Origin of the sequence: Amycolatopsis rubida (genome assembly GCF_900115345.1) — a bacterium.
Classification (GTDB): Bacteria; Actinomycetota; Actinomycetes; order Mycobacteriales; family Pseudonocardiaceae; genus Amycolatopsis; species Amycolatopsis rubida.
In genome coordinates this window covers 364046-382174 of sequence record NZ_FOWC01000003.1, presented here as the reverse complement: position 1 = coordinate 382174, position 18129 = coordinate 364046, and the positions used below count along the sequence as shown (strand labels likewise).

At 68.9% G+C, this 18129-nt stretch carries 19 protein-coding genes; 8 read left to right on the top strand and 11 right to left on the bottom strand.

The window, feature by feature from the left end; genetic code table 11:
- The first annotated feature begins 74 nt into the window (after positions 1–74).
- Both BM362_RS16140 and BM362_RS16135 read left to right on the top strand, forming a co-directional pair.
- Complete coding sequence (locus BM362_RS16140) at positions 75–593, top strand: toxin-antitoxin system HicB family antitoxin (protein WP_067590783.1); 519 nt, start codon at positions 75–77, stop codon at positions 591–593.
- Positions 594–1042: 449 nt separating this feature from the next.
- Positions 1043–1918 carry a DUF4097 family beta strand repeat-containing protein gene (locus tag BM362_RS16135; protein WP_067590780.1) on the top strand — a complete coding sequence of 292 codons (876 nt, stop codon included), beginning with the start codon at positions 1043–1045 and terminating at the stop codon, positions 1916–1918.
- A 433-nt stretch (positions 1919–2351) separates the two neighbouring features.
- On the opposite strand, the gene BM362_RS16130 is transcribed toward BM362_RS16135, so the two are convergent.
- On the bottom strand, positions 2352–3566 hold the full coding sequence (locus BM362_RS16130) for a winged helix-turn-helix domain-containing protein (protein WP_093573669.1): 1215 nt from the start codon (positions 3564–3566) through the stop codon (positions 2352–2354).
- Between the two features lie 50 nt (positions 3567–3616).
- On the opposite strand from BM362_RS16130, the gene BM362_RS16125 reads away from it, so the two are divergent.
- Positions 3617–4171 (top strand): GNAT family N-acetyltransferase, encoded by a 555-nt coding sequence (locus BM362_RS16125; RefSeq protein ID WP_093573668.1) that lies wholly within the window; start codon positions 3617–3619, stop codon positions 4169–4171.
- Here the strand turns inward: BM362_RS16125 and BM362_RS16120 are convergent.
- Positions 4161–4637 (bottom strand): GtrA family protein, encoded by a 477-nt coding sequence (locus BM362_RS16120; RefSeq protein WP_208865219.1) that lies wholly within the window; start codon positions 4635–4637, stop codon positions 4161–4163. The genes BM362_RS16125 and BM362_RS16120 overlap by 11 nt on opposite strands.
- A 152-nt stretch (positions 4638–4789) precedes the next feature.
- On the opposite strand from BM362_RS16120, the gene BM362_RS16115 reads away from it, so the two are divergent.
- Positions 4790–5305: a YqaA family protein gene (locus BM362_RS16115; RefSeq protein WP_067590772.1), complete on the top strand. Its 516-nt coding sequence runs from the start codon at positions 4790–4792 to the stop codon at positions 5303–5305.
- A gap of 77 nt (positions 5306–5382) precedes the next feature.
- On the opposite strand, the gene BM362_RS16110 is transcribed toward BM362_RS16115, so the two are convergent.
- From BM362_RS16110 to truB, 9 genes are all read right to left on the bottom strand, one after another.
- Positions 5383–5832 (bottom strand): tetratricopeptide repeat protein, encoded by a 450-nt coding sequence (locus tag BM362_RS16110; RefSeq protein ID WP_067590769.1) that lies wholly within the window; start codon positions 5830–5832, stop codon positions 5383–5385.
- Entirely contained in the window at positions 5829–6578 is a 750-nt protein-coding gene (dapB, locus tag BM362_RS16105; protein ID WP_093573667.1) for a 4-hydroxy-tetrahydrodipicolinate reductase, read from the bottom strand. The genes BM362_RS16110 and dapB overlap by 4 nt, the downstream gene beginning before the upstream one ends.
- Positions 6575–7939: a M16 family metallopeptidase gene (locus BM362_RS16100; protein WP_093573666.1), complete on the bottom strand. Its 1365-nt coding sequence runs from the start codon at positions 7937–7939 to the stop codon at positions 6575–6577. Before BM362_RS16100 ends, dapB begins: the two co-directional genes overlap by 4 nt.
- 176 nt (positions 7940–8115) lie before the next feature.
- Positions 8116–10362, bottom strand: coding sequence for a polyribonucleotide nucleotidyltransferase (locus BM362_RS16095; RefSeq protein WP_093573665.1), 2247 nt, complete (start codon positions 10360–10362; stop codon positions 8116–8118).
- Positions 10363–10601: 239 nt separating this feature from the next.
- Positions 10602–10871, bottom strand: coding sequence for a 30S ribosomal protein S15 (rpsO, locus tag BM362_RS16090; protein WP_037812514.1), 270 nt, complete (start codon positions 10869–10871; stop codon positions 10602–10604).
- Between the two features lie 164 nt (positions 10872–11035).
- The gene (thpR, locus tag BM362_RS16085; RefSeq protein ID WP_067590757.1) at positions 11036–11512 is read right to left on the bottom strand and encodes an RNA 2',3'-cyclic phosphodiesterase; all 477 of its coding nucleotides are present in this window, start codon (positions 11510–11512) and stop codon (positions 11036–11038) included.
- A gap of 3 nt (positions 11513–11515) precedes the next feature.
- On the bottom strand, positions 11516–11992 hold the full coding sequence (locus BM362_RS16080; protein ID WP_067590753.1) for a helix-turn-helix domain-containing protein: 477 nt from the start codon (positions 11990–11992) through the stop codon (positions 11516–11518).
- Between the two features lie 158 nt (positions 11993–12150).
- Positions 12151–13116: a bifunctional riboflavin kinase/FAD synthetase gene (locus tag BM362_RS16075; protein WP_093573664.1), complete on the bottom strand. Its 966-nt coding sequence runs from the start codon at positions 13114–13116 to the stop codon at positions 12151–12153.
- Between the two features lie 42 nt (positions 13117–13158).
- Entirely contained in the window at positions 13159–14079 is a 921-nt protein-coding gene (gene truB / locus BM362_RS16070) for a tRNA pseudouridine(55) synthase TruB (RefSeq protein ID WP_093573663.1), read from the bottom strand.
- A gap of 433 nt (positions 14080–14512) precedes the next feature.
- Between truB and BM362_RS16065 the strand changes: the two genes are divergently transcribed.
- From BM362_RS16065 to BM362_RS46850, 4 genes are all read left to right on the top strand, one after another.
- Complete coding sequence (locus tag BM362_RS16065) at positions 14513–15439, top strand: hypothetical protein (protein WP_093573662.1); 927 nt, start codon at positions 14513–14515, stop codon at positions 15437–15439.
- 171 nt (positions 15440–15610) lie between these two features.
- Positions 15611–16684 (top strand): AlbA family DNA-binding domain-containing protein, encoded by a 1074-nt coding sequence (locus BM362_RS16060; RefSeq protein ID WP_093573661.1) that lies wholly within the window; start codon positions 15611–15613, stop codon positions 16682–16684.
- Between the two features lie 404 nt (positions 16685–17088).
- Positions 17089–17394 carry a PadR family transcriptional regulator gene (locus BM362_RS16055; protein ID WP_093573660.1) on the top strand — a complete coding sequence of 102 codons (306 nt, stop codon included), beginning with the start codon at positions 17089–17091 and terminating at the stop codon, positions 17392–17394.
- Positions 17394–17957 (top strand): hypothetical protein, encoded by a 564-nt coding sequence (locus BM362_RS46850; protein WP_143132437.1) that lies wholly within the window; start codon positions 17394–17396, stop codon positions 17955–17957. The genes BM362_RS16055 and BM362_RS46850 overlap by 1 nt, the downstream gene beginning before the upstream one ends.
- Positions 17958–18129 lie beyond the last annotated feature (172 nt).

Below are 18129 nucleotides of genomic sequence, written 5' to 3'. Positions count from 1 at the left end.
CCAGCCTAACCCGGCAGCACCGGTGACATCACCGTGCCTTGACGTGACGTCACCGGTGACGCCATAGTGATGTCATGGACTTGACGCCGTATATCGCGAACCTTCGCGAAGACCTCGCGAACACGGCCTCCGCCGGGGACGAGCAGACCCGGCGGGCGGCCGCACTGCTGTCGTCTGCTCTGGAACCGGCAGTCCGGCTCACGCTGATGAACGCGCTGGCCGACCTGGCGGCCGAGGTGACCGCCGCACTGCCCGGCCAGGTCGTGGACGTCCGGCTCGACGGCCGGGACGTGCGCGTGGTCGTGACCGGCGGCGAGGACCGTTCTTCGTCCGCGCCTCCCCCGCCGCCGGTCCCTCCGATCGACGGCGGCGACATCTCGCGGATCACGTTGCGGCTGGTCGAGCAGATCAAGGGCCAGGCCGAGCAGGCAGCGGCCGCGCAAGGGGTTTCGCTGAACACGTTCGTGGCGCAGGCCGTGCAGGGGGCGCTCGGCCAGGCGCAGCAGCACCAGCAACGGCACCAGCGCTGGCAGGACAGCGGCAGCGGCGGGGGCCACACCGAGACCAAGCTGCACGGCTGGGTCGAAGGCTAGGAGGGGGCACCACCATGGGCGAAAACCGGGAAGACCAGGGGAAGAACACCGAAGGCCGGGTTGGGGAAGCTGGCTTCGGGACGGAAGGCGCGGGCGGGGCGGACGCAGGGGCCGTGGCGGACGGAACCTCCGCCGGAGCGGATGCCGCGGCAAGCGGAACCCCTGCGGGAGCGGATGCCGCGGCAAGCGAAACCCCCGCCGGAGCGGACGCTGCGGCAAGCGGAACCCCCGCGGGAGCGGATGCTGCGGCAAGCGAAACCTCCGCGGGAGCGGATGCCGCGCCAGCGGGCACCAGGCACGGCGGAGGTCCCTCGGGGACCGCGTCCGCGTCGAGCGAGGCAGGCAGTGAGGCTGGATCCGTCGGCGCCGAGTCCGCTTCGGACAGCTCGGCGGCCCGCTCCAGCGCTTCGGCAAGCAGCGGTTCGGATTCCGCGGAACCGGGTCCGTACGTGCGGCTGCAGGACTTCGCGGCGGACGGTCCGGTCGAACTGGACCTGGGCGTCACGATCGGGCGGGTCGAGGTCGTGCTCGGGCGGGAGTCCGGGGTGACGGTGCGGCTGCAGCACGACGCGGGCGAACAGCCGTCGTGGGTGAACGGGGTCAGCAGCCTGCTGTCGTGGGTCGGCGAGAAGTTCGGGGACCAGTTCGGCGGCGTGCCGGAGTTCTCGGTCGCCGACGCGGTGCGTCAGGCGCGGATCGAGAAGACCGGCAACCGGGTCGTCGTGCGGGCGGCGAAGGCGTGGCAGCTGCGGAATGTTCCGGTGGCGGTGACGGTGCACGCGCCGGCCGGGTCGCATCTCGAAGTGCGCGCGGGTTCGGCAGACGTCGCGGTGACCGGTGCCGCGGGCCGCGCGGACATCCTCACCGGATCCGGGGAAGTGTCGCTGGAACGCGCGGACGGCGCGGCCACCATCCGGACCGGCACCGGAGCCGTGAAACTCGGCCCGACCCTGGCCGGACTTCAGTTGCGGAGCGGAAGCGGTTCGGTCGAAGCGGCGTCGATCGCCGGACCGGCGACGCTCGGCACCGGCACCGGAAACGTCTGGCTGGGCGCGGTCGAGGGCGACGTGATGGCCCGCACCGGCAGCGGCGACCTGTCGGTGGCCGACGCGGCGTCCGGCTCGCTCGAACTGATCACCGGCTCGGGCGAGGTGCGAGTCGGCATCCGCAGCGGGGTGCGGGCGGAAGTGGAACTGGCGTCGGCGGCCGGGCGGGTTTCGAGCGAGCTGGCCGTCTCGGACACGCCGCCGGAGGACGCGGTCGCGCTGAAAGTCCGCGCCCGCACCGGAACCGGCAACGCGGTGGTCACCCGCGCGGCCGGCTGACGCGGGACCATCCCGTCTGCTCCGGCCTGCACACCCGTTACTCCGCTACCCCGGGTGCGCCGAGCAGACGGATGCAAGGGGGAGGCGGCGGGCCGCACCGGGAATTCCGGGTGGCCCGCCGCTTCGTGCGGTGGCCGGGAAGCCGCTTCGTGCGGTAGCTGGGAAGCCGCTGTGCGCCATAGCAAGTCGTCTCGGCGCGGATTTCCCGCACGCCAAATCACAGCCGCCGCAACGACTTCCCCACGCGCCGAACCCCTCAACGCCCCCGCGTGCGTCGTGAGTGGCGATGCCGGTTCTAACCGGCACAGGCACTCACGACGCCCCGGCTGCCACGCCGCCGACGCCGTCACCCCAGTCAGCGCGGCCCCGAGCGCGCGAGACGTCGTGAGTGGCGACGCCGGTCCTAACCGGCACCAGCACTCACGAGCCCCGCTCACTTCACCGCACGCCGCAACGCCCGGGCCAGATCACCTCGCTCCCCCACCACGACGCCGCCCAGCCCCTGCCATTCCGCCATCGTCCGCAGTTCCCCGGCCAGCTCCGCCGCCACCCGCGGCTGGTCGACGCCGGGCTCGGCGAACGCACCCTGCACCCGCAACACCCCGGCCGCCCGGTCGGACTTCAGGTCCACCCTTGCCGACAGCGCCCCGTCCAGCAGGAACGGGAACACGTAATACCCGTGCACCCGCTTGGCTTCCGGGACGTAAATCTCGATGCGGTACCGGAAACCGAACAACCGCTCGGTCCGCGCGCGTTCCCAGATCAGCGGATCGAACGGGCACAGCAAAGCCCGTCCGGACACTGCCCGCGGCGTCCGCGCTTCGGCGTGCCGGTAGGCGACCGCGCGCCAATCGTCCACCTGGACTGGCTCCAGGACGCCTTCCTCGACCAGCTCCTGAACAGCCTGCCGGGAGACGGCCGGGCCAAGGCGGTAGTAGTCGCGCAGATCGGTTTCCGTTGCCACGCCCAGTGCCCGTGCCGAGCGGTCGATCAGGCCGCGGGCGCCTTCCTCCGCGGAAACCTTGCGGGACAGCACCTCCGGCGGCACGACTCGCTCCGTCAGGTCGTACAGCCGCTCGAAAGACCGCCGCGTTCCCGTGCTCAGCTGGCCGACGCCGAACAGGTACTCGCACGCCTTCTTCACCACCGAGCGTTCCCACCACGCACCCGGCCCGCGCCGGACCGCCTCGCTCTCCAGTGCTTTCTCGATCGCCCCGGCGCCGATCGGACCGTGTTCTTTCACCACCGCCAGCACGTCGTCGAGCAGGCCGGGCACCGTGTCGACCACCCGGGTGTAGTTCCGCCACCAGCCGTCCCGCTTGGCCCCGGACCGCAGCAGCGGCCAGTCTTCGACCGGCAGCAGGCTGGCCTCGTGCGCCCACGACTCGACCAGCAGCCGCGGCCGCCGTGCGCGGTGGCTCCACGCGGCGTCGTCGACCAGCGCCGGGTCGTACGCGCCCAGGCGCGAGAACAGCGGCATGTAGTGCGCGCGCACGGCGACGTTGACCGAGTCCAGCTGCAGCAACTGGACCCGGGACAACACCTTGGCGAGGTGCCGCCGGGTCGGGTCGGCGGAGGGCCGGGGGTCGGCGAACCCCTGCGCGGCCAGAGCGGTGCGGCGGGCGGCGGAAAGGCTGATCGTCTGCATGATCCCGCCATGGTGCCAGCCACCCCCGACAGTTTCGGTACATTGCCCGCGTGAGTGCCGCCGAAGTCCGTCCCGCGAACCCGTCCGACGCCGCGGAGATCGCCCGCATCCAGCGGCTGACCTGGCGGGCCGCCTACGCCGGTCTGCTGGGCGACGAAGCCATCGACGACCTCGACCGGGCCGACCTCGAAGGCACCTGGGCGGAGACGATCGAGTACCCCGATTCCCGCGTCTACCTGGCCGCCGAGGGCTCGTTCACGGTCGGCTACTGCGTCGCGGGCCCGGCCCCGCGGGACGAAGCCGCCGCGGCCGACGGGTCCGCGCCCGAGGACGCTCCCGGCCTGATCGCGTCGCTGGTGGTCGAGCCGCGCTGGGGCCGTCGCGGGCACGCGGGGCGACTGCTCGCGACCGCCGCCGCCGACCTGCGCGCGAACGGGCTCAGCCGCGGCATCACCTGGGTCGCGCAGTCCGACCACGCGACCCTCGGCTTCTACCGTCGCGCCGGCTGGTCCCCCGACGGCACCGTCCGCACCCTCGACACCGGCCGCGGCACGCTGCGCGAGGTCCGGCTCACCGGCACACTGGAACTAGAACTCACACACTGACCGGCTCTTCGCGCTTCGCGAACACCACCCAGCGCATCACCGAGTACATGAACACGCCCTCGCCCGCCCCGGCGATCAGCCGCGACAGGTGGTACTCGACGCCCAGCGCGGCCAATCCGGCGCCTAGCCCGAGCAGGAACACCACGTAGTTCACCGCGATCGCCGCCACGTACAGCACCGCCTGGCGGCCCACCGGCGCGTGCGAACGGAAGTTGAGCGCGCGGTTGAGCACGAAACTCAGCCCGAACGCGACCAGGTACGCGACGCTGATCGACAGCCACACCGGCCACTTGAGCCCGCCGTGGAACACCGTCAGCAGCACTAGATCGACGCCGAAGGTGAAGCCGTTGATCACCGCGAAACCGAGGAAACTCGGCGCGACGATCCGGGACAAGCCGAACGGCAGCACGCGCACGACGGCGGCGCACAGCCCGGCGAAACGGTCGGCGATCGGCACCTCGGGCACGGGTTCGAGAGTGGCAGCAGAAGGTGTCCGAGACCGGTCGGCCAGGTGATCTTCTGGGGTTGGCGCCAGGGAAAAGAGTGGGGTTAACCCCCGTGATCTTTTCGTGATGGCTGATAGCTTGGAGTGAGCACGGACACGGAGGGGGTGACGCAATGGGATGGGTGCTCATCACCCTCGGCGTCGCCTTCGGCTCGGCGATCGTGCCGCTGGTCAATGCCGAGCTCTTCGTCATCGGCCTCTGCGCGAGCCAGCACAGCGTGCACTGGCTGTGGCTCGGCGGCGCGGTCGCGGCCGGGCAGATCGCCGGGAAACTGCTGTACTACCTGGCCGCGCGCGGCTCGATCCGGCTCCCGAAGTTCCTGCACGACCGGCTGCACCGCGAACGCCCGCTGACGCCGCGGCGGGTCCGCTGGCAGCTGCGCACCAAGGTGATCCGAGGCAAGATCGAGGCGCTGCGCGAACGCTGCCAGCGCCATCCGCACTGGATGACCGGCACCTACGGGGTCAGCTCGCTCGTCGGGCTGCCGCCGTTCATGGCGACGAGCGTGCTCGCCGGGATGGTCCGGATGCGGCTGTCGACATTCCTCGCCGCGGGGCTGGCCGGGCGATGGGTGCGGTTCAGTCTGCTGGCGGCTTCGCCCGCGATGTTCGCCGGCTGGCTGCAGTAACCGGCTAGAAGTCCGTGAGGGGAACCCTGCGGGAATCTGCTTCCCGCAGAGTTCCCCTCACGGACCTTTGTCCAGCGCTACTGGCGTTCGGCGGCTTCCAGCTCGATCGCCTTGCGCATGGTCGCCCGAGCCCGCCGCCGGTCGCCTGCGATGTCGTACGCGTAGGCCAGCCGGTACCAGGGCCGCCAATTTTCCTGGTCCGCCTCGACTTCCGCGCGGCGTTCGTCGAACCACGCGTCCGCGGCGTCGCGGTCCACGCGGCCGGACGGGCGGCGCGGCAGCTCCGACACGTCCGGCAGGCCGCCCTCGGCGTCCAGCTGCCGGGACAGCCGCTGGATCTGCATGCCGGAGCGCCAGGTCACCACGACGATCCACACTCCCAGCAGCGGCAGCAGGAACACGCCGATGCCCAGCGCGATCCCGGCCGGCGTCCCGGTGCCGAGCAGCGCCACGGCCCGGTCCGCCAGCAGGACCAGGTACACCACCAGCGCCGCCGTCATCAGCAGCGCGAAATTACGGGCTTTCACAGGTCGAGCACGTTCTCCAGGCCGACCGTCAGGCCGGGTCGCGACACCACCGAGCGCACGCCGAGCAGCACGCCCGGCATGAACGACGTCCGGTCCAGCGAATCGTGCCGGATGGTCAGGGTTTCGCCCTCGCCGCCGAACAGGATTTCCTCGTGCGCCACCAAGCCCGGCAGCCGGACGGAGTGCACGTGGACGTCCTCGACGGAAGCGCCGCGGGCACCGTCCAATTCGGCCGTCGTGGCGTCCGGGCCGGGCGTGACGCCAGCGGAAGCGCGCGCGGCGGCGATCATCCGCGCGGTGTGCGCGGCGGTGCCGGACGGGGCGTCGGCCTTGCGGTTGTGGTGCAATTCGATGATCTCGGCCGAGGCGTAGAACTTCGCCGCCTGCGCCGCGAACCGCATCGCCAGCACCGCGCCCAGCGCGAAGTTCGGGGCGATCAGCACGCCCACCGACGGCTTGTCCGCCAGCAGCCCGCGCAGTTCGGCCAGCCGTTCCTCGCTGAAGCCGGTGGTGCCGACAACCGCGTGCCGGTCGTGCGCGATCAGCCAGCGCAGGTTGTCCATCACCGCGTCCGGGTGCGTGAAGTCCACGACCACCTGCGCGTTCTCGAGCGCGGCGAAATCGTCGCCCGCGTCCAGCGCGGCCACCAGTTCCTGGTCCGCGGCACCTTCCACGGCTTTCACCACGGTGGCGCCCATGCGGCCGCGTGCGCCCAGCACGCCGACGCGGATCGGGGACTCGGTCATGACGCGATCACCTCGTGCAGATCGTCCGGCAGGTCGTCGGCGTGAGCGTACGGCCCCACCACCGCCGCGGACGACACCCCGCCGGGACGCCGCAGCAGAGTGCGAGCGAGCGCACACACGTCTTCGGTCGTGACCGCGTCGATCCTCGCGATGGTGTCGTCCACGCCCAGGTACCGGGCGTAGTTCAGCTCGTTCTTGCCGATCCGGGACATCCGCGACGACGTGTCCTCCAGCCCCAGCACGAGCCCGCCGCGCAGCTGTCCCTTGGCCCGCGCGACCTCGGCGCCGGACAGCCCGTCCGCGGCGACCGAGTCGAGCACCTCGCGGATCACGCCGGCGACCTGGCCGAGCCGCTCCGGCTGACAGCCCGCGTACACCGACATATGCCCGAGATCGGCGTAGCTCGCCACCGACGAATACACCTGGTACGCCAGGCCCCGGCGCTCGCGGATCTCCTGGAACAGCCGCGAACTCATGCCGCCGCCGAGCGCCGCGTTGAGCACCGACAGGGTGAACCGGCGCTCGTCGTGCCGCGGCAACGCGCGGAAGCCGAGCATCACGTGCGCCTGCTCGGTGTCGTCCGGGTGCAACGCCAGCTTCGGCACCGTCTTCAGCCGCGCGCGGCCGGACCTCGGCGCGACCGGCGTGGCGGTGCCGCCGAGGCGGTCCTTCAGCGCGCGTTTGACCAGGCGCAGGACCTGGCCGTGGTCGACGTTCCCGGCAACTGCGAGCACCATCCGCGGCAGGGTGTAGCGACGGCGGTAAAAGCCGCGCAGCGCGACCGGCGACATCTCGGTGATGGACTTTTCCGTGCCCAGCACCGGACGGCCCAGCGGGTGGTCGCCGAGGACCGCGCTGACGAATTCCTCGTGCAGCAGGTCTTCCGGATCGTCGTCGCGCATCGCGATCTCTTCGAGGACGACGCTGCGCTCCATGTCCATGTCGCGGTCCGTGCACTGCGCTTCGAAGACCACGTCGGTGACGAGGTCGAGCGCCAGCGGCAGATCCGCGTCCAGCACCTGGGCGTAGTAGCAGGTGTGTTCCTTGGCGGTGAAGGCGTTGAATTCGCCGCCCACCGCGTCGATCTCTTCCGCGATCTGGGTGGCGTCGCGGTGGGCGGTTCCCTTGAACAGCAAGTGTTCCAGGTAGTGCGCCGCGCCCGCGACCGGCGACGGCTCGTCCCGCGAACCGACTCCGACCCACAGCCCGACCGTCGCCGACCGGGACGCGGGGACGTGCTCGGTGATCACCCGCAGGCCGCCGGGAAGGACACTCCGCTTGACGACCGCACCGTCCGAAGTGGACTCCAGCGTACGGGTGGTGCCGACGGGCTGCTCGTGCCCGGAAACCTGCCGTGCCAATGAAACCTCTGTGTTTGAGTGCGCCGGCTCCGCCGTCGCGGCGGGATCGCCGTCAAGTCGGCGATCCCGCGGTTCGCTTGGGTGAGCGGCGAAGCGCCGGGGCGGGCTGGGTCGCAGCGAGGGCCTCCTGCCCGGGTTCGGGTCAGGAGGCCCTCGATGGAACTGCGGGGCGAACCTTACTTGGCTTCGGCGGTCTCGGCCGGAGCGGCGTCGCCTTCGGCGGGCTTCGCGTCTTCTTCCTTGACGACGATCAGGCTGATCTTGCCGCGGTTGTCGATGTCGGCGATCTCGACGCGGATCTTGTCGCCGACGTTCACCACGTCCTCGACCTTCGCGATCCGCTTGCCGTTGCCCAGCTTCGAGATGTGCACGAGGCCGTCCTTGCCCGGCAGCAGCGAGACGAACGCGCCGAACGCGGCCGTCTTCACCACGGTGCCCAGGAAGCGCTCGCCGACCTTCGGCAGCTGCGGGTTGGCGATGGCGTTGATCTTGCCGATCGCCGCCTCCGCCGACGGGCCGTCGGCCGCGCCCACGTAGATCGTGCCGTCGTCCTCGATCGAGATGTCGGCGCCGGTCTCCTCGGTGATCGAGTTGATCATCTTGCCCTTCGGCCCGATGACCTCGCCGATCTTGTCGACCGGGATCTTCACCGACGTGACGCGCGGGGCGTACGGGCTCATCTCGTCCGGGCCGTCGATCGCCTCGGCGATGACTTCCAGGATGGCGAGGCGAGCGTCCTTCGCCTGCTTCAGCGCGGCCGCGAGCACCTCGGACGGGATGCCGTCCAGCTTGGTGTCCAGCTGCAGCGCGGTGATGATGTCCTTCGTGCCGGCGACCTTGAAGTCCATGTCGCCCAGCGCGTCCTCGGCGCCGAGGATGTCGGTCAGCGCGACGTAGCGCGTCTCGCCGTCCACCTCGTCGGACACCAGGCCCATGGCGATGCCCGCGACCGGAGCCTTCAGCGGCACGCCGGCGTTGAACAGGCCCATGGTGGACGCGCAGACCGAGCCCATCGAGGTGGAGCCGTTGGAGCCCAGCGCCTCGGAGACCTGGCGGATCGCGTAGGGGAACTCGTCCCGCTTCGGCAGCACCGGGACCAGGGCGCGCTCGGCGAGCATGCCGTGGCCGATCTCGCGCCGCTTCGGCGAACCGACGCGGCCGGTCTCGCCGGTGGAGAACGGCGGGAAGTTGTAGTGGTGCAGGTAGCGCTTGTGCGTCTCCGGGGAGAGCGAGTCGATCTGCTGCTCCATGCGGAGCATGTTCAGCGTGGTGATGCCCAGGATCTGGGTCTCGCCGCGCTCGAACAGCGCCGAACCGTGCGCCCGCGGGATCACCGCGACCTCGGCCGAGAGCTGGCGGATGTCGGTCAGGCCGCGGCCGTCCATCCGGATCTTCTCGGTGAGGACGCGGGTGCGCATGATCTTCTTGGTCAGCGCCTTGAACGCACCGCCGACCTCCTTGTCGCGGCCTTCGAAGGCTTCGCCCTCGCCGAGGCCGAGCTTCTCCAGGACGGCCGCCTTGACCTCGTCGGTCGCCTTGTCGCGGTCCTGCTTGCCGGCGATCTGCAGCGCCTTGGCCAGCTCGTCGGACGCGATCGCGGAGACGGCCTCGTAGATGTCCGGCTGGTAGGCCGGGTACACCGGGAACTCGCCGGTCGGCTTCGCGGCGTCGGCGGCCAGCCGCTGCTGCGCCTCGCACAGCACGCGGATGAACGGCTTCGCGGCCTCAAGGCCCTGCGCGACGGTGATCTCGTCCGGCGCGGTGCCGCCGTCGGCGATCAGGTCGAGCGTGTGCTCGGTCCCCTCGGCCTCGACCATCATGATCGCGACATCGTCACCGACGATGCGTCCCGCGACCACCATGTTAAAGGTGGCCTTCTCCAGCTGCGACCAGGTCGGGAACGCGACCCACTGGCCCTCGATCAGCCCGACGCGCACGCCGCCGACCGGGCCGGAGAACGGCAGGCCGGCGATCTGGGTGGAGGCCGACGCGGCGTTGATCGCCAGCACGTCGTACGGGTCGTCCGGGTTGAGGCTCTGGACGGTGATGACGACCTGGATCTCGTTGCGCAGGCCGTCGGCGAAGGACGGACGCAGCGGGCGGTCGATCAGGCGGCAGGTGAGGATCGCGTCGGTCGACGGGCGGCCCTCGCGGCGGAAGAACGCGCCCGGGATGCGGCCGGCGGCGTACATCCGCTCCTCGACGTCCACGGTCAGCGGGAAGAAGTCGAAGTGCTCCTTCGGGTGCTTCGACGCCGTGGTCGCCGACAGCAGCATGGTCTCTTCGTCCAGGTACGCGACGACGGCGCCGGCGGCCTGCTTGGCGAGCCGGCCGGTCTCGAACCGGACGGTGCGGGTGCCGAACCGGCCGTTGTCCAGAACGGCTTCGGTTTCGAACACGGTGACTCCGGTGGAGTCGGTCATATGGTCAATCTCCTCTTTGGTTCCATCGCAGCAGCGCGAGTCTCCCACTGTGGGACCCGGTTCGCCCGAGGACGCTTGAGGAGGTGTGAGGCCGGTCTTCGATCGAAGCCCCCGGGTCCGTTGCCCGGGAACCACTACCGAGGACCGGCGAGATCGTTCCTCCAGCGCGCTCGCGCCGTGTGGGGGGGTGTGCTTGCGGCGAGGGGGAGCGGCCGGAGCCGCTCCCCCTCGTCAGCACGCTATCGGCGCAGGCCGAGACGCTTGATCAGGTCCCGGTACCGCGCCACGTCCACCTTTTCCGTGTAGTTCAGCAGCCGGCGGCGACGGCCGACCAGCAGCAGGAGACCGCGACGGGAGTGGTGGTCGTGCTTGTGGGTCTTCAGGTGTTCGGTGAGGCCGATGATCCGCTTGGTCAGCAGCGCGACCTGGGCCTCGGGGGATCCGGTGTCCGAGTCGTGCAGCCCGTACTCGGCGAGGATCGTCTTCTTCTCATCGGTAGACAGCGCCACTGGTGGTGCTCCTTGTGCATCTAGTGCCGTGAGGCCCGCACCGCGCCACGCGGCCGGGTGAGACGGTCGCGGCCGCCACGGACTGCAGCCGGACCCGATTACCGAGGTTACCAGCCGGTTGAACTGCGGCTTCAGCCGCGTGCGGCTACCCGGGCGGCATCGGCTCACGCGCGGCGCAGCGGCCAGGACGCCAGCGTGCGGTACGGGCTGCCGCCGCCCAGCAGCTCGACCCGGTCCGCGGTCCAGACGCGGCTGCGGAAACCGGCGAGCTGTTCCGTCCACGCCGTCGGCGGTCGCGTGCGGGAGCATCGCGCCAGTGTCAGGTGCGGGCGGTAGGGGCGCTCCTCGTCGGGGCCCGCGGCCGCGGCGAGCGCGGCGAGGTCCTCCCCCGCCACTCCCAGCCACAGCACTCCCGGAAATGTTCCCGAACTCCGGAGCTGGACGTCAACGGCTTTTCGCCCGTCCAGCGCCCGGTCGAGGACAGCACTGCGTCCGGCGGGGTCCGCCTCGCCGTAAAAGGCCAGCGTGATGTGCCATCCGGCCGGATCGGACCAGCGCAGCAACCGGTCCCGGGCGCCGAGCGCGTCGGCCACTTCCGCCGCGACGTCGGCGGGCGGGCGCAGCGCGGAGAACAGCTGCATCGGCTACTGGCCCGAAGCTCCCGCGCGGCGGAGCAGGTCGGCGATCGCCGGGAAGTCCTCGTCGAGCAGCTTCGCCGCTTCGGCCAGGTTCTCGTCCTCGGCGGTGTCCCGGATGCCCGCGAGCACGATCTTCTCGTCCGAGTTGACCGGGATGTTGTCGCGGCCGACAGTGGGCCGCGAATCGCGCACGTCCTCCAGCGCGGCCTGCATCGCGTCGCGGTCGCCCGCGGCGACCTCGGGCACCAGGATCTTGCGTTCGAGCATGATCATCCGGGCCAGCACGACCGGATTGCCGATCTTCGCCCGCCGCCCGCTCATCACCTGGCTCAGCATCGGCGCGCTGATCCCCAGCACCTCGGCCAGGAACGCCTGCGACACGTCGAAGGCCACGACCAGCCTGCGCACCCGATCGCCCAGCGGCTCCCCGTACCACTCCCGCTGCAGCGCGATGTTCCGCTGGACGATCTTGTGGTCCTCCACCTGGCTCCGCTCCCCTAGCGTGTCGTCCGGCGGCTCCGGCCGCGGGACCTTGCTCCTCCGGCCCGGTGCCGCCGGCCCATCTTGCCACTCCGGACGCCCCCGGCGGGCCGGAACGCCCGATTCGCCCCGGGCCCGGCCTGCCCCGGCGCCGGGTCCGCTCAGCTGTCCGAGCCGAGTGCTTCCCTGGTCCGGGCCACGTCCTCGTCGATCTTCCGGACGAGATCGGCCGACCCGCCGAACCGCGCCTGATCCCGCAACCGGGTGACGAAGTCCAGCGCGACGTGCTGGCCGTAGAAGTCCTCGTCGACGTCCAGCACGAACGCCTCGACGGTGCGTTCGCGGCCGGAGAACGTCGGGTTCGTGCCCACCGACACCGCCGCGCGCAGCCGCCGGTCCGGGTCGGACAGCCGGGTGAACCAGGCCGTGTAGACGCCGTCCGCGGGCACGGCGGCGAACCGCGCGGTGGACAGGTTGGCGGTCGGGTAGCCGAGGTCGTGGCCCCGTCCGTCGCCGCGGACGACGATGCCCTCCAGCCGGTGCGGGCGGCCGAGCGCGTCGGCCGCGGCCACCACGTCGCCCGCGTCGATGCACGAGCGCACGTAGGTCGAGGAGAAGGTGATGTCGTTGGCGCCGCGGTCGTCGTCGAGCGAACGGCCCTGCAGTTCCGCGCCGTAGGCGACGAACCCGAAGCGGCGGCCGAGTTCGCGCAGCAGCGCGACGTTGCCGGCCGCCTTGGCCCCGAAGGTGAAGTTGTCGCCGACCAGCACGGCCGCCGCGTGCAACCGGTCGACCAGCACCTCGTGCACGAACTCGTGCGGGCTGAGCCGGGACAGTTCCAAGGTGAAGGGCAGCACGCAGAACACGTCCACGCCGAGCCCCTCGACCAGCTGGGCCTTGCGCCGCAGGGTGGTCAGCTGCGCGGGATGGCTGCCCGGGCGCAGCACCTCGGACGGATGCGGGTCGAAGGTGAGCACCACGCTGGGCACGCCGCGTTCGGCGGCCGTCGCCACGGTGCGCTTGATCAGTTCCTGGTGCCCGCGGTGCACGCCGTCGAACACGCCGATGGTGACCACGCACCGTCCCCAGCCGCCCGGGAGGTCCCCGAGCCCACGCCACCGCTGCACTGTTGTCAACTCTCCCCGAGCGAGGTGCCTTTGCCTCCCACCCTATGCGGGCAGGAGGACCACCACCGAACGGGTCACTCCCTCGGCGTCGGAGGCCAGCGCGAGCACGTGGCCGTCCGGCGCGAACAGGCCGTACGTGCCGGTGATTCCGGCGGCCGGAATGCGCCTGCCGTACTGGACCGCCTTGGCGGTGGCGGCGTCGAGATCCCGGCGCGGGAACGCGGCGGCGACGGCGGCATCGAGGTCAAGCGACAGTTCCGGCTTTTCTTCGAGCTGGTCGAGCGTGCGCGCGCGGGCGAGCGTGAACGGCCCGACTGTGGTGCGGCGCAAGGCTTTCAGGTGCCCGCCGACGCCGAGTCCGGCGCCGAGGTCGCGAGCGAGCGCCCGGACGTAGGTGCCGGACGAGCATTCGACGATCGCGTCGAGTTCGATCCGGTCGTCCTCGCGGCGGAGGCCTAGAACGTCGAACCGGTGCACGGTCACCGGCCTCGGCGGGAGGACGACGTCTTCGCCCGCGCGCACCCGGGCGTAAGCGCGCTTGCCGTCGATCTTGACCGCGGAGACAGCGCTGGGCACCTGCTGGATGTCGCCGGTCAGCGCGGCGATGCCGCCGGCGATCTGCTCGTCGGCGACGGCGGCCAGGGTTTCCGGCGCGGCATCGGTTCCGGAGAGCGGTTCGCCTTCGGCGTCGTCGGTGGTGGTGGACCGGCCGAGCGACAGCGTGGCGAGGTAGGTCTTGCGGTCGAGGGCGAGGTGGCCGAGCAGTTTGGTGGCGCGCTCGATGCCGAGCACCAGCACGCCGGTCGCCATCGGGTCGAGCGTGCCGGCGTGGCCGACCTTGCGGGTGCCCATGATCCGCCGCGCCCGCGCGACCACGTCGTGCGACGTCATGCCCGCCGGTTTGTCGACGATGAGCAGTCCGGGAGGAGGGGCGGGACGACGCGGTTCTTTCGGGCGGGACACGGCGGAAACCCTACCTAGGACGGGATTCGCGGGCGGAGCCTGGTTCGGGAGGGGCGGGTGCGGGCGGGCTTGGTGCCGGACGGGTGCGGTCGGGCGGGAGGGCTTGGTGCCGGACAGGTGCGGCGGGCGGGCGGGCTTGGTGCCGGACGGGCACCGGACGGGTGCTCGTGAGTGGCTGTGCCGGTTAGAGCCGATACCGAATTGGTTACCTACTTGTGACCTGGGTTTGAGTGCGCCCGTCGGTGCCTGCTCGTTTTCGCTCTCGCGGCCGGCATCGCGCCTGAGCTGCCGGACACCGCGCTGTTAGGAGCCTTAGCGTCGGTGCTGCGCGCTACTGTTATGCGATGGTCAACCAGCGAACGCGACATGCTCAGGTGGGCGCGGCTGGGGCTGACGTACTCCGTGGACCGGCATGACCCCGACCGTTACCCCGATGAGGCTGCGCTCGGCCATTGCGGAAACGCTCTGGGATTGCGTCAAGGCGCACCACCTGGAAGCGGCGTGCGATGCGCTCGGCATGGCACCCGCTCGCGAAGGCAGTGCCGAGCCGTTCAACAGCAAACGCAGCTACGTCGAGGGGCGACTGCAGGGCATGTCGCTGACCGCCTTGGCCGACCTCGGCTACCGCGTCGCGGCCGAGTATGTCCCCGAGTACTTGCAGCCAGTGCTCGATGCACTCGGTGCGCATGGCGTGGCAGGCGAGCTGAAGAACCTGATCTTCGCCGCCGACGGCCCCAAGCCGGAGATCGTGTTCCGCGATGCTCTCAACAACGACGTCCTGGTGGTCAAGAACGAACAGTTCTGTCTCGTCTACGACCGACCCTTGGCGGCACACGGCCTCACCTGGGCCGACCTGACCAACTGGTGGGCCGACCACGAGGGGTTGACAGGGGCAACGGCGAGGGAGGTCTCACTCAGCCTGTACAGGCGGCTCGACCGCGCGCTGGGCAACAACGAGGCCGAGCGCCGGATCCTGCGCGCCTATGCGGACCGCTACGTCCAACTCGGCGACGGCATCCCTGCCCTCATCCCACAGGTGTACCTGCACTACGACCCATACACCCGAACACATCGCGCTCCCGGCTTAGCCCCGTTGCCACGTCAGCGGATGGACTTCCTGCTGCTCCTGCCGCAACGAATCCGCATCGTCATCGAGTGCGACGGGCGGCAGCACTACACCGACAAGACTGGGCGCGGCGACTCCCAGAAGTACGCTGAGATGGTTGCTGAGGACCGTGAACTGAGGCTGCGTGGCTACGAGGTCTACCGATTCGGCGGTGCCGAACTGGTCGACACCCCGGCCGCAAGCCAACGGCTTACGACGTTCTTCGACCGGCTCGCCGAGCGCCACGCCACGTGACTCGCCGCGGTCGATGGACACGCGGCCATCAAGGTAGAAAATGAGACATCGGCCCAAATTATGAACTTGCGAAATGAATAGCCGTGCGCAAGGTGGCGGAACCATATTCGGCTCGCCCCAATTGAGGCTGCCGATTTTTGCGTTCAAGCGTGTCTTGTATCATCTAGCGGCATGATGCGTCATTTCACTCTCGAAGACAGGATTAAGTACTCGAACCTCAGGGCGCGGGTAATGCTGCATCAACTCGGAAAGGAGGATCCTGGCGGATTTGTTGAGCACGATGAGGGTCGACTCTGCGGTGTTGACGTGCGCCTCCCCGAGATGGAGGATGTGACAATTCGATCGATAACCGAGTACTTTACATCCAGATTCAAGAACTTGCCCAACTATGAGTACGCGTTTCTTGCCGTTCACTTCAAGAATGGCAACAGGCATGAGGAGCTCCTGTTTACGATTCGCCTGGATGGAACTGTTGAATTAGATCTCGACCTGGAGGGCGGGAACCCGTCCAGACTGAGGGATACTCGGCTAAAAATCGAGGTTGAGAAACTTTTTGGAGCCGCCAATGCCTCCGTCTTGGAAGCTGATCACTTCTTTGCCGACGAGGGTATTGATCACGACTTTTGGTCTATACGCATGTCATTAAACAGTCAGAGTGTTACAATAGGGGAACTCTGCGAGGCGCTCAGGAACACTCGATCCGCACTTTGCAAAGTGCGGACGGAAGCCTATTCCGATTGCAGTGCCGACTTCATGGATAGCTTGACCCGGGGTCGATTTGAAGATCTAGTTGGCACCGAAGAGTCCAGCTGGCTAGAATGCAAGAGTGAATTGAACATCGGCAACGCGGACGGAAACGACAAGCTCGTAAAGGCTGTCTGCGGGTTCGCAAACGGTGATGAGTCTGGCCTGCTCGTAATCGGCCTCAAGACTGACCGCATCAACAGCAGGGACGTTGTTTCATCGGTGTCGCCCGTGTCCGCCAGGGCGCACACTGAGGATCGCTACCGGAAGATAATTTCTGAGCAAGTCAGCCCAGTCGTGGTGGGGTTAAAGGTCGGGATCATCGCCGTCGAGGACGGGGTGCTAGTAGCGGTTAGCATTCCCGCTCAGGAGCGGAACTCTAAACCTTTCATGGTCACCAAACAGGGTGGGATATCAATTTTTCTCCGCAATGGAGATTTTACATCGCGGATGAAGCCAGATGAAATTCGAATGTTGATGGCACGCGGATGGCCGGAATGAACGTGGCGTATTTTCTCGTCGGCAAGCATGCCATGAGGAGTTGACCGCGCACTGTGGTGGCAGTCCGTAGTCGGGATCAGGTCGCCATGGCCACCCGGAGACCAACCGGGCAGCATGCAACTCGGTGCCCGCGATCCGCGTCATCCAGACGGGGCACCGCGTGCCCGCCGGGTCGCGCCCACGGTCCCCCGGGAACCCCAGTCCGCGCTCGGCCGCGCTCGCTCGGTCGGAGTGCTCCGTCTTGCGGCAACAGGGACGCAGGCGGACCGAATTGATCAAGGTAATCCGTAAAGAGCTTCTCTCTGTGGCGTCGCACGACCAACTCATGCGTGAGGCAGGCTGGGCTTAGCGACCGTGCAAGGATCGAGGTTGCAGCCTTATGCGACATAGGTCAAAATTGGCTGATGCGCGTTACTTACGCCCTGGTGCAGCTAGCTGCCGCACTGATGGCTGCACCCAGTGACCGGCACTGGGGCTACCAGCTGTCGAGAGTGTCCGGCGTCCGCTCCGGCGCGATGTACCCCCGTCTGACTCAGATGCTGGACGAAGGCTGGCTTGCCGACGGCTGGGAATCGGCGAGAGAGGCCGCTGGCAGGCCGCCGCGGCGCTACTACACTCTCACGGAGAAGGGCAAGGTCGAACTGGGCGCGATCCTTGTTCGAGCGGCCAGCGATGGACGGTTCCGCAGCATGAAGCTGGGGTTGACGTGATGGACACGCTCGCGCATCTGGTCATGACGTGGGGCATCGGCACGCTGTTCATGACAGCCTTGGTCTTCGGGTTCTTCCCGACGTTCGTGGTGAACGTGCTGGCCCGGATCTATCCGAAGGGTCATCCTCGACGAGACGAGTTGATCGCCGAACTGCGAGACGTTCCGCGTCGGGAGCAGCTGATCTGGGTGGCCGAGCAGTTCGCCACTCTATTGTTCGACGGAGTGCCAGCTCGTGTTCAGAATGCCGTTCGGAAACGTCGGCAAGCCCGGAGCGGCCAGCGGATTGAATCGGAGGACGGCGAAGCAGGGCCTGGAGACGGGCCAAAAAATCCGTTGACCCTTGGCGCGAAAAAGTTCCGAAACAATGAGATTCACCTGCCAGACCTCCTGGAAAACCGTGCTGAACTTGTCCACATGATGTCCAGCGGGGAGGACATCCCAGCAACCCTTAGGGCGTCAATGCTGGAGGCGCGCGGACGGTTCGCCGAGATCGCAGAAATTCACGGAAACGTTCATTTCCATTCGCCGGAAAGAGGTCGCGACGAGGGTCGCGAGTCCTAGCCAGAGCGCGGCGAGAGAGCGAATGTCTACGGCACCGAGAAGCGGTGAACATGTCCGAACGAGGAGAAAGCAAGAAATAGATGCTTAACCGAGGCGGGCAGGGCGCCGGGAAATAGGCTCGCGGAAAGATGGCTATCGTGACCAGTCGGGTTCGTCGGACACGCGGGGCAAG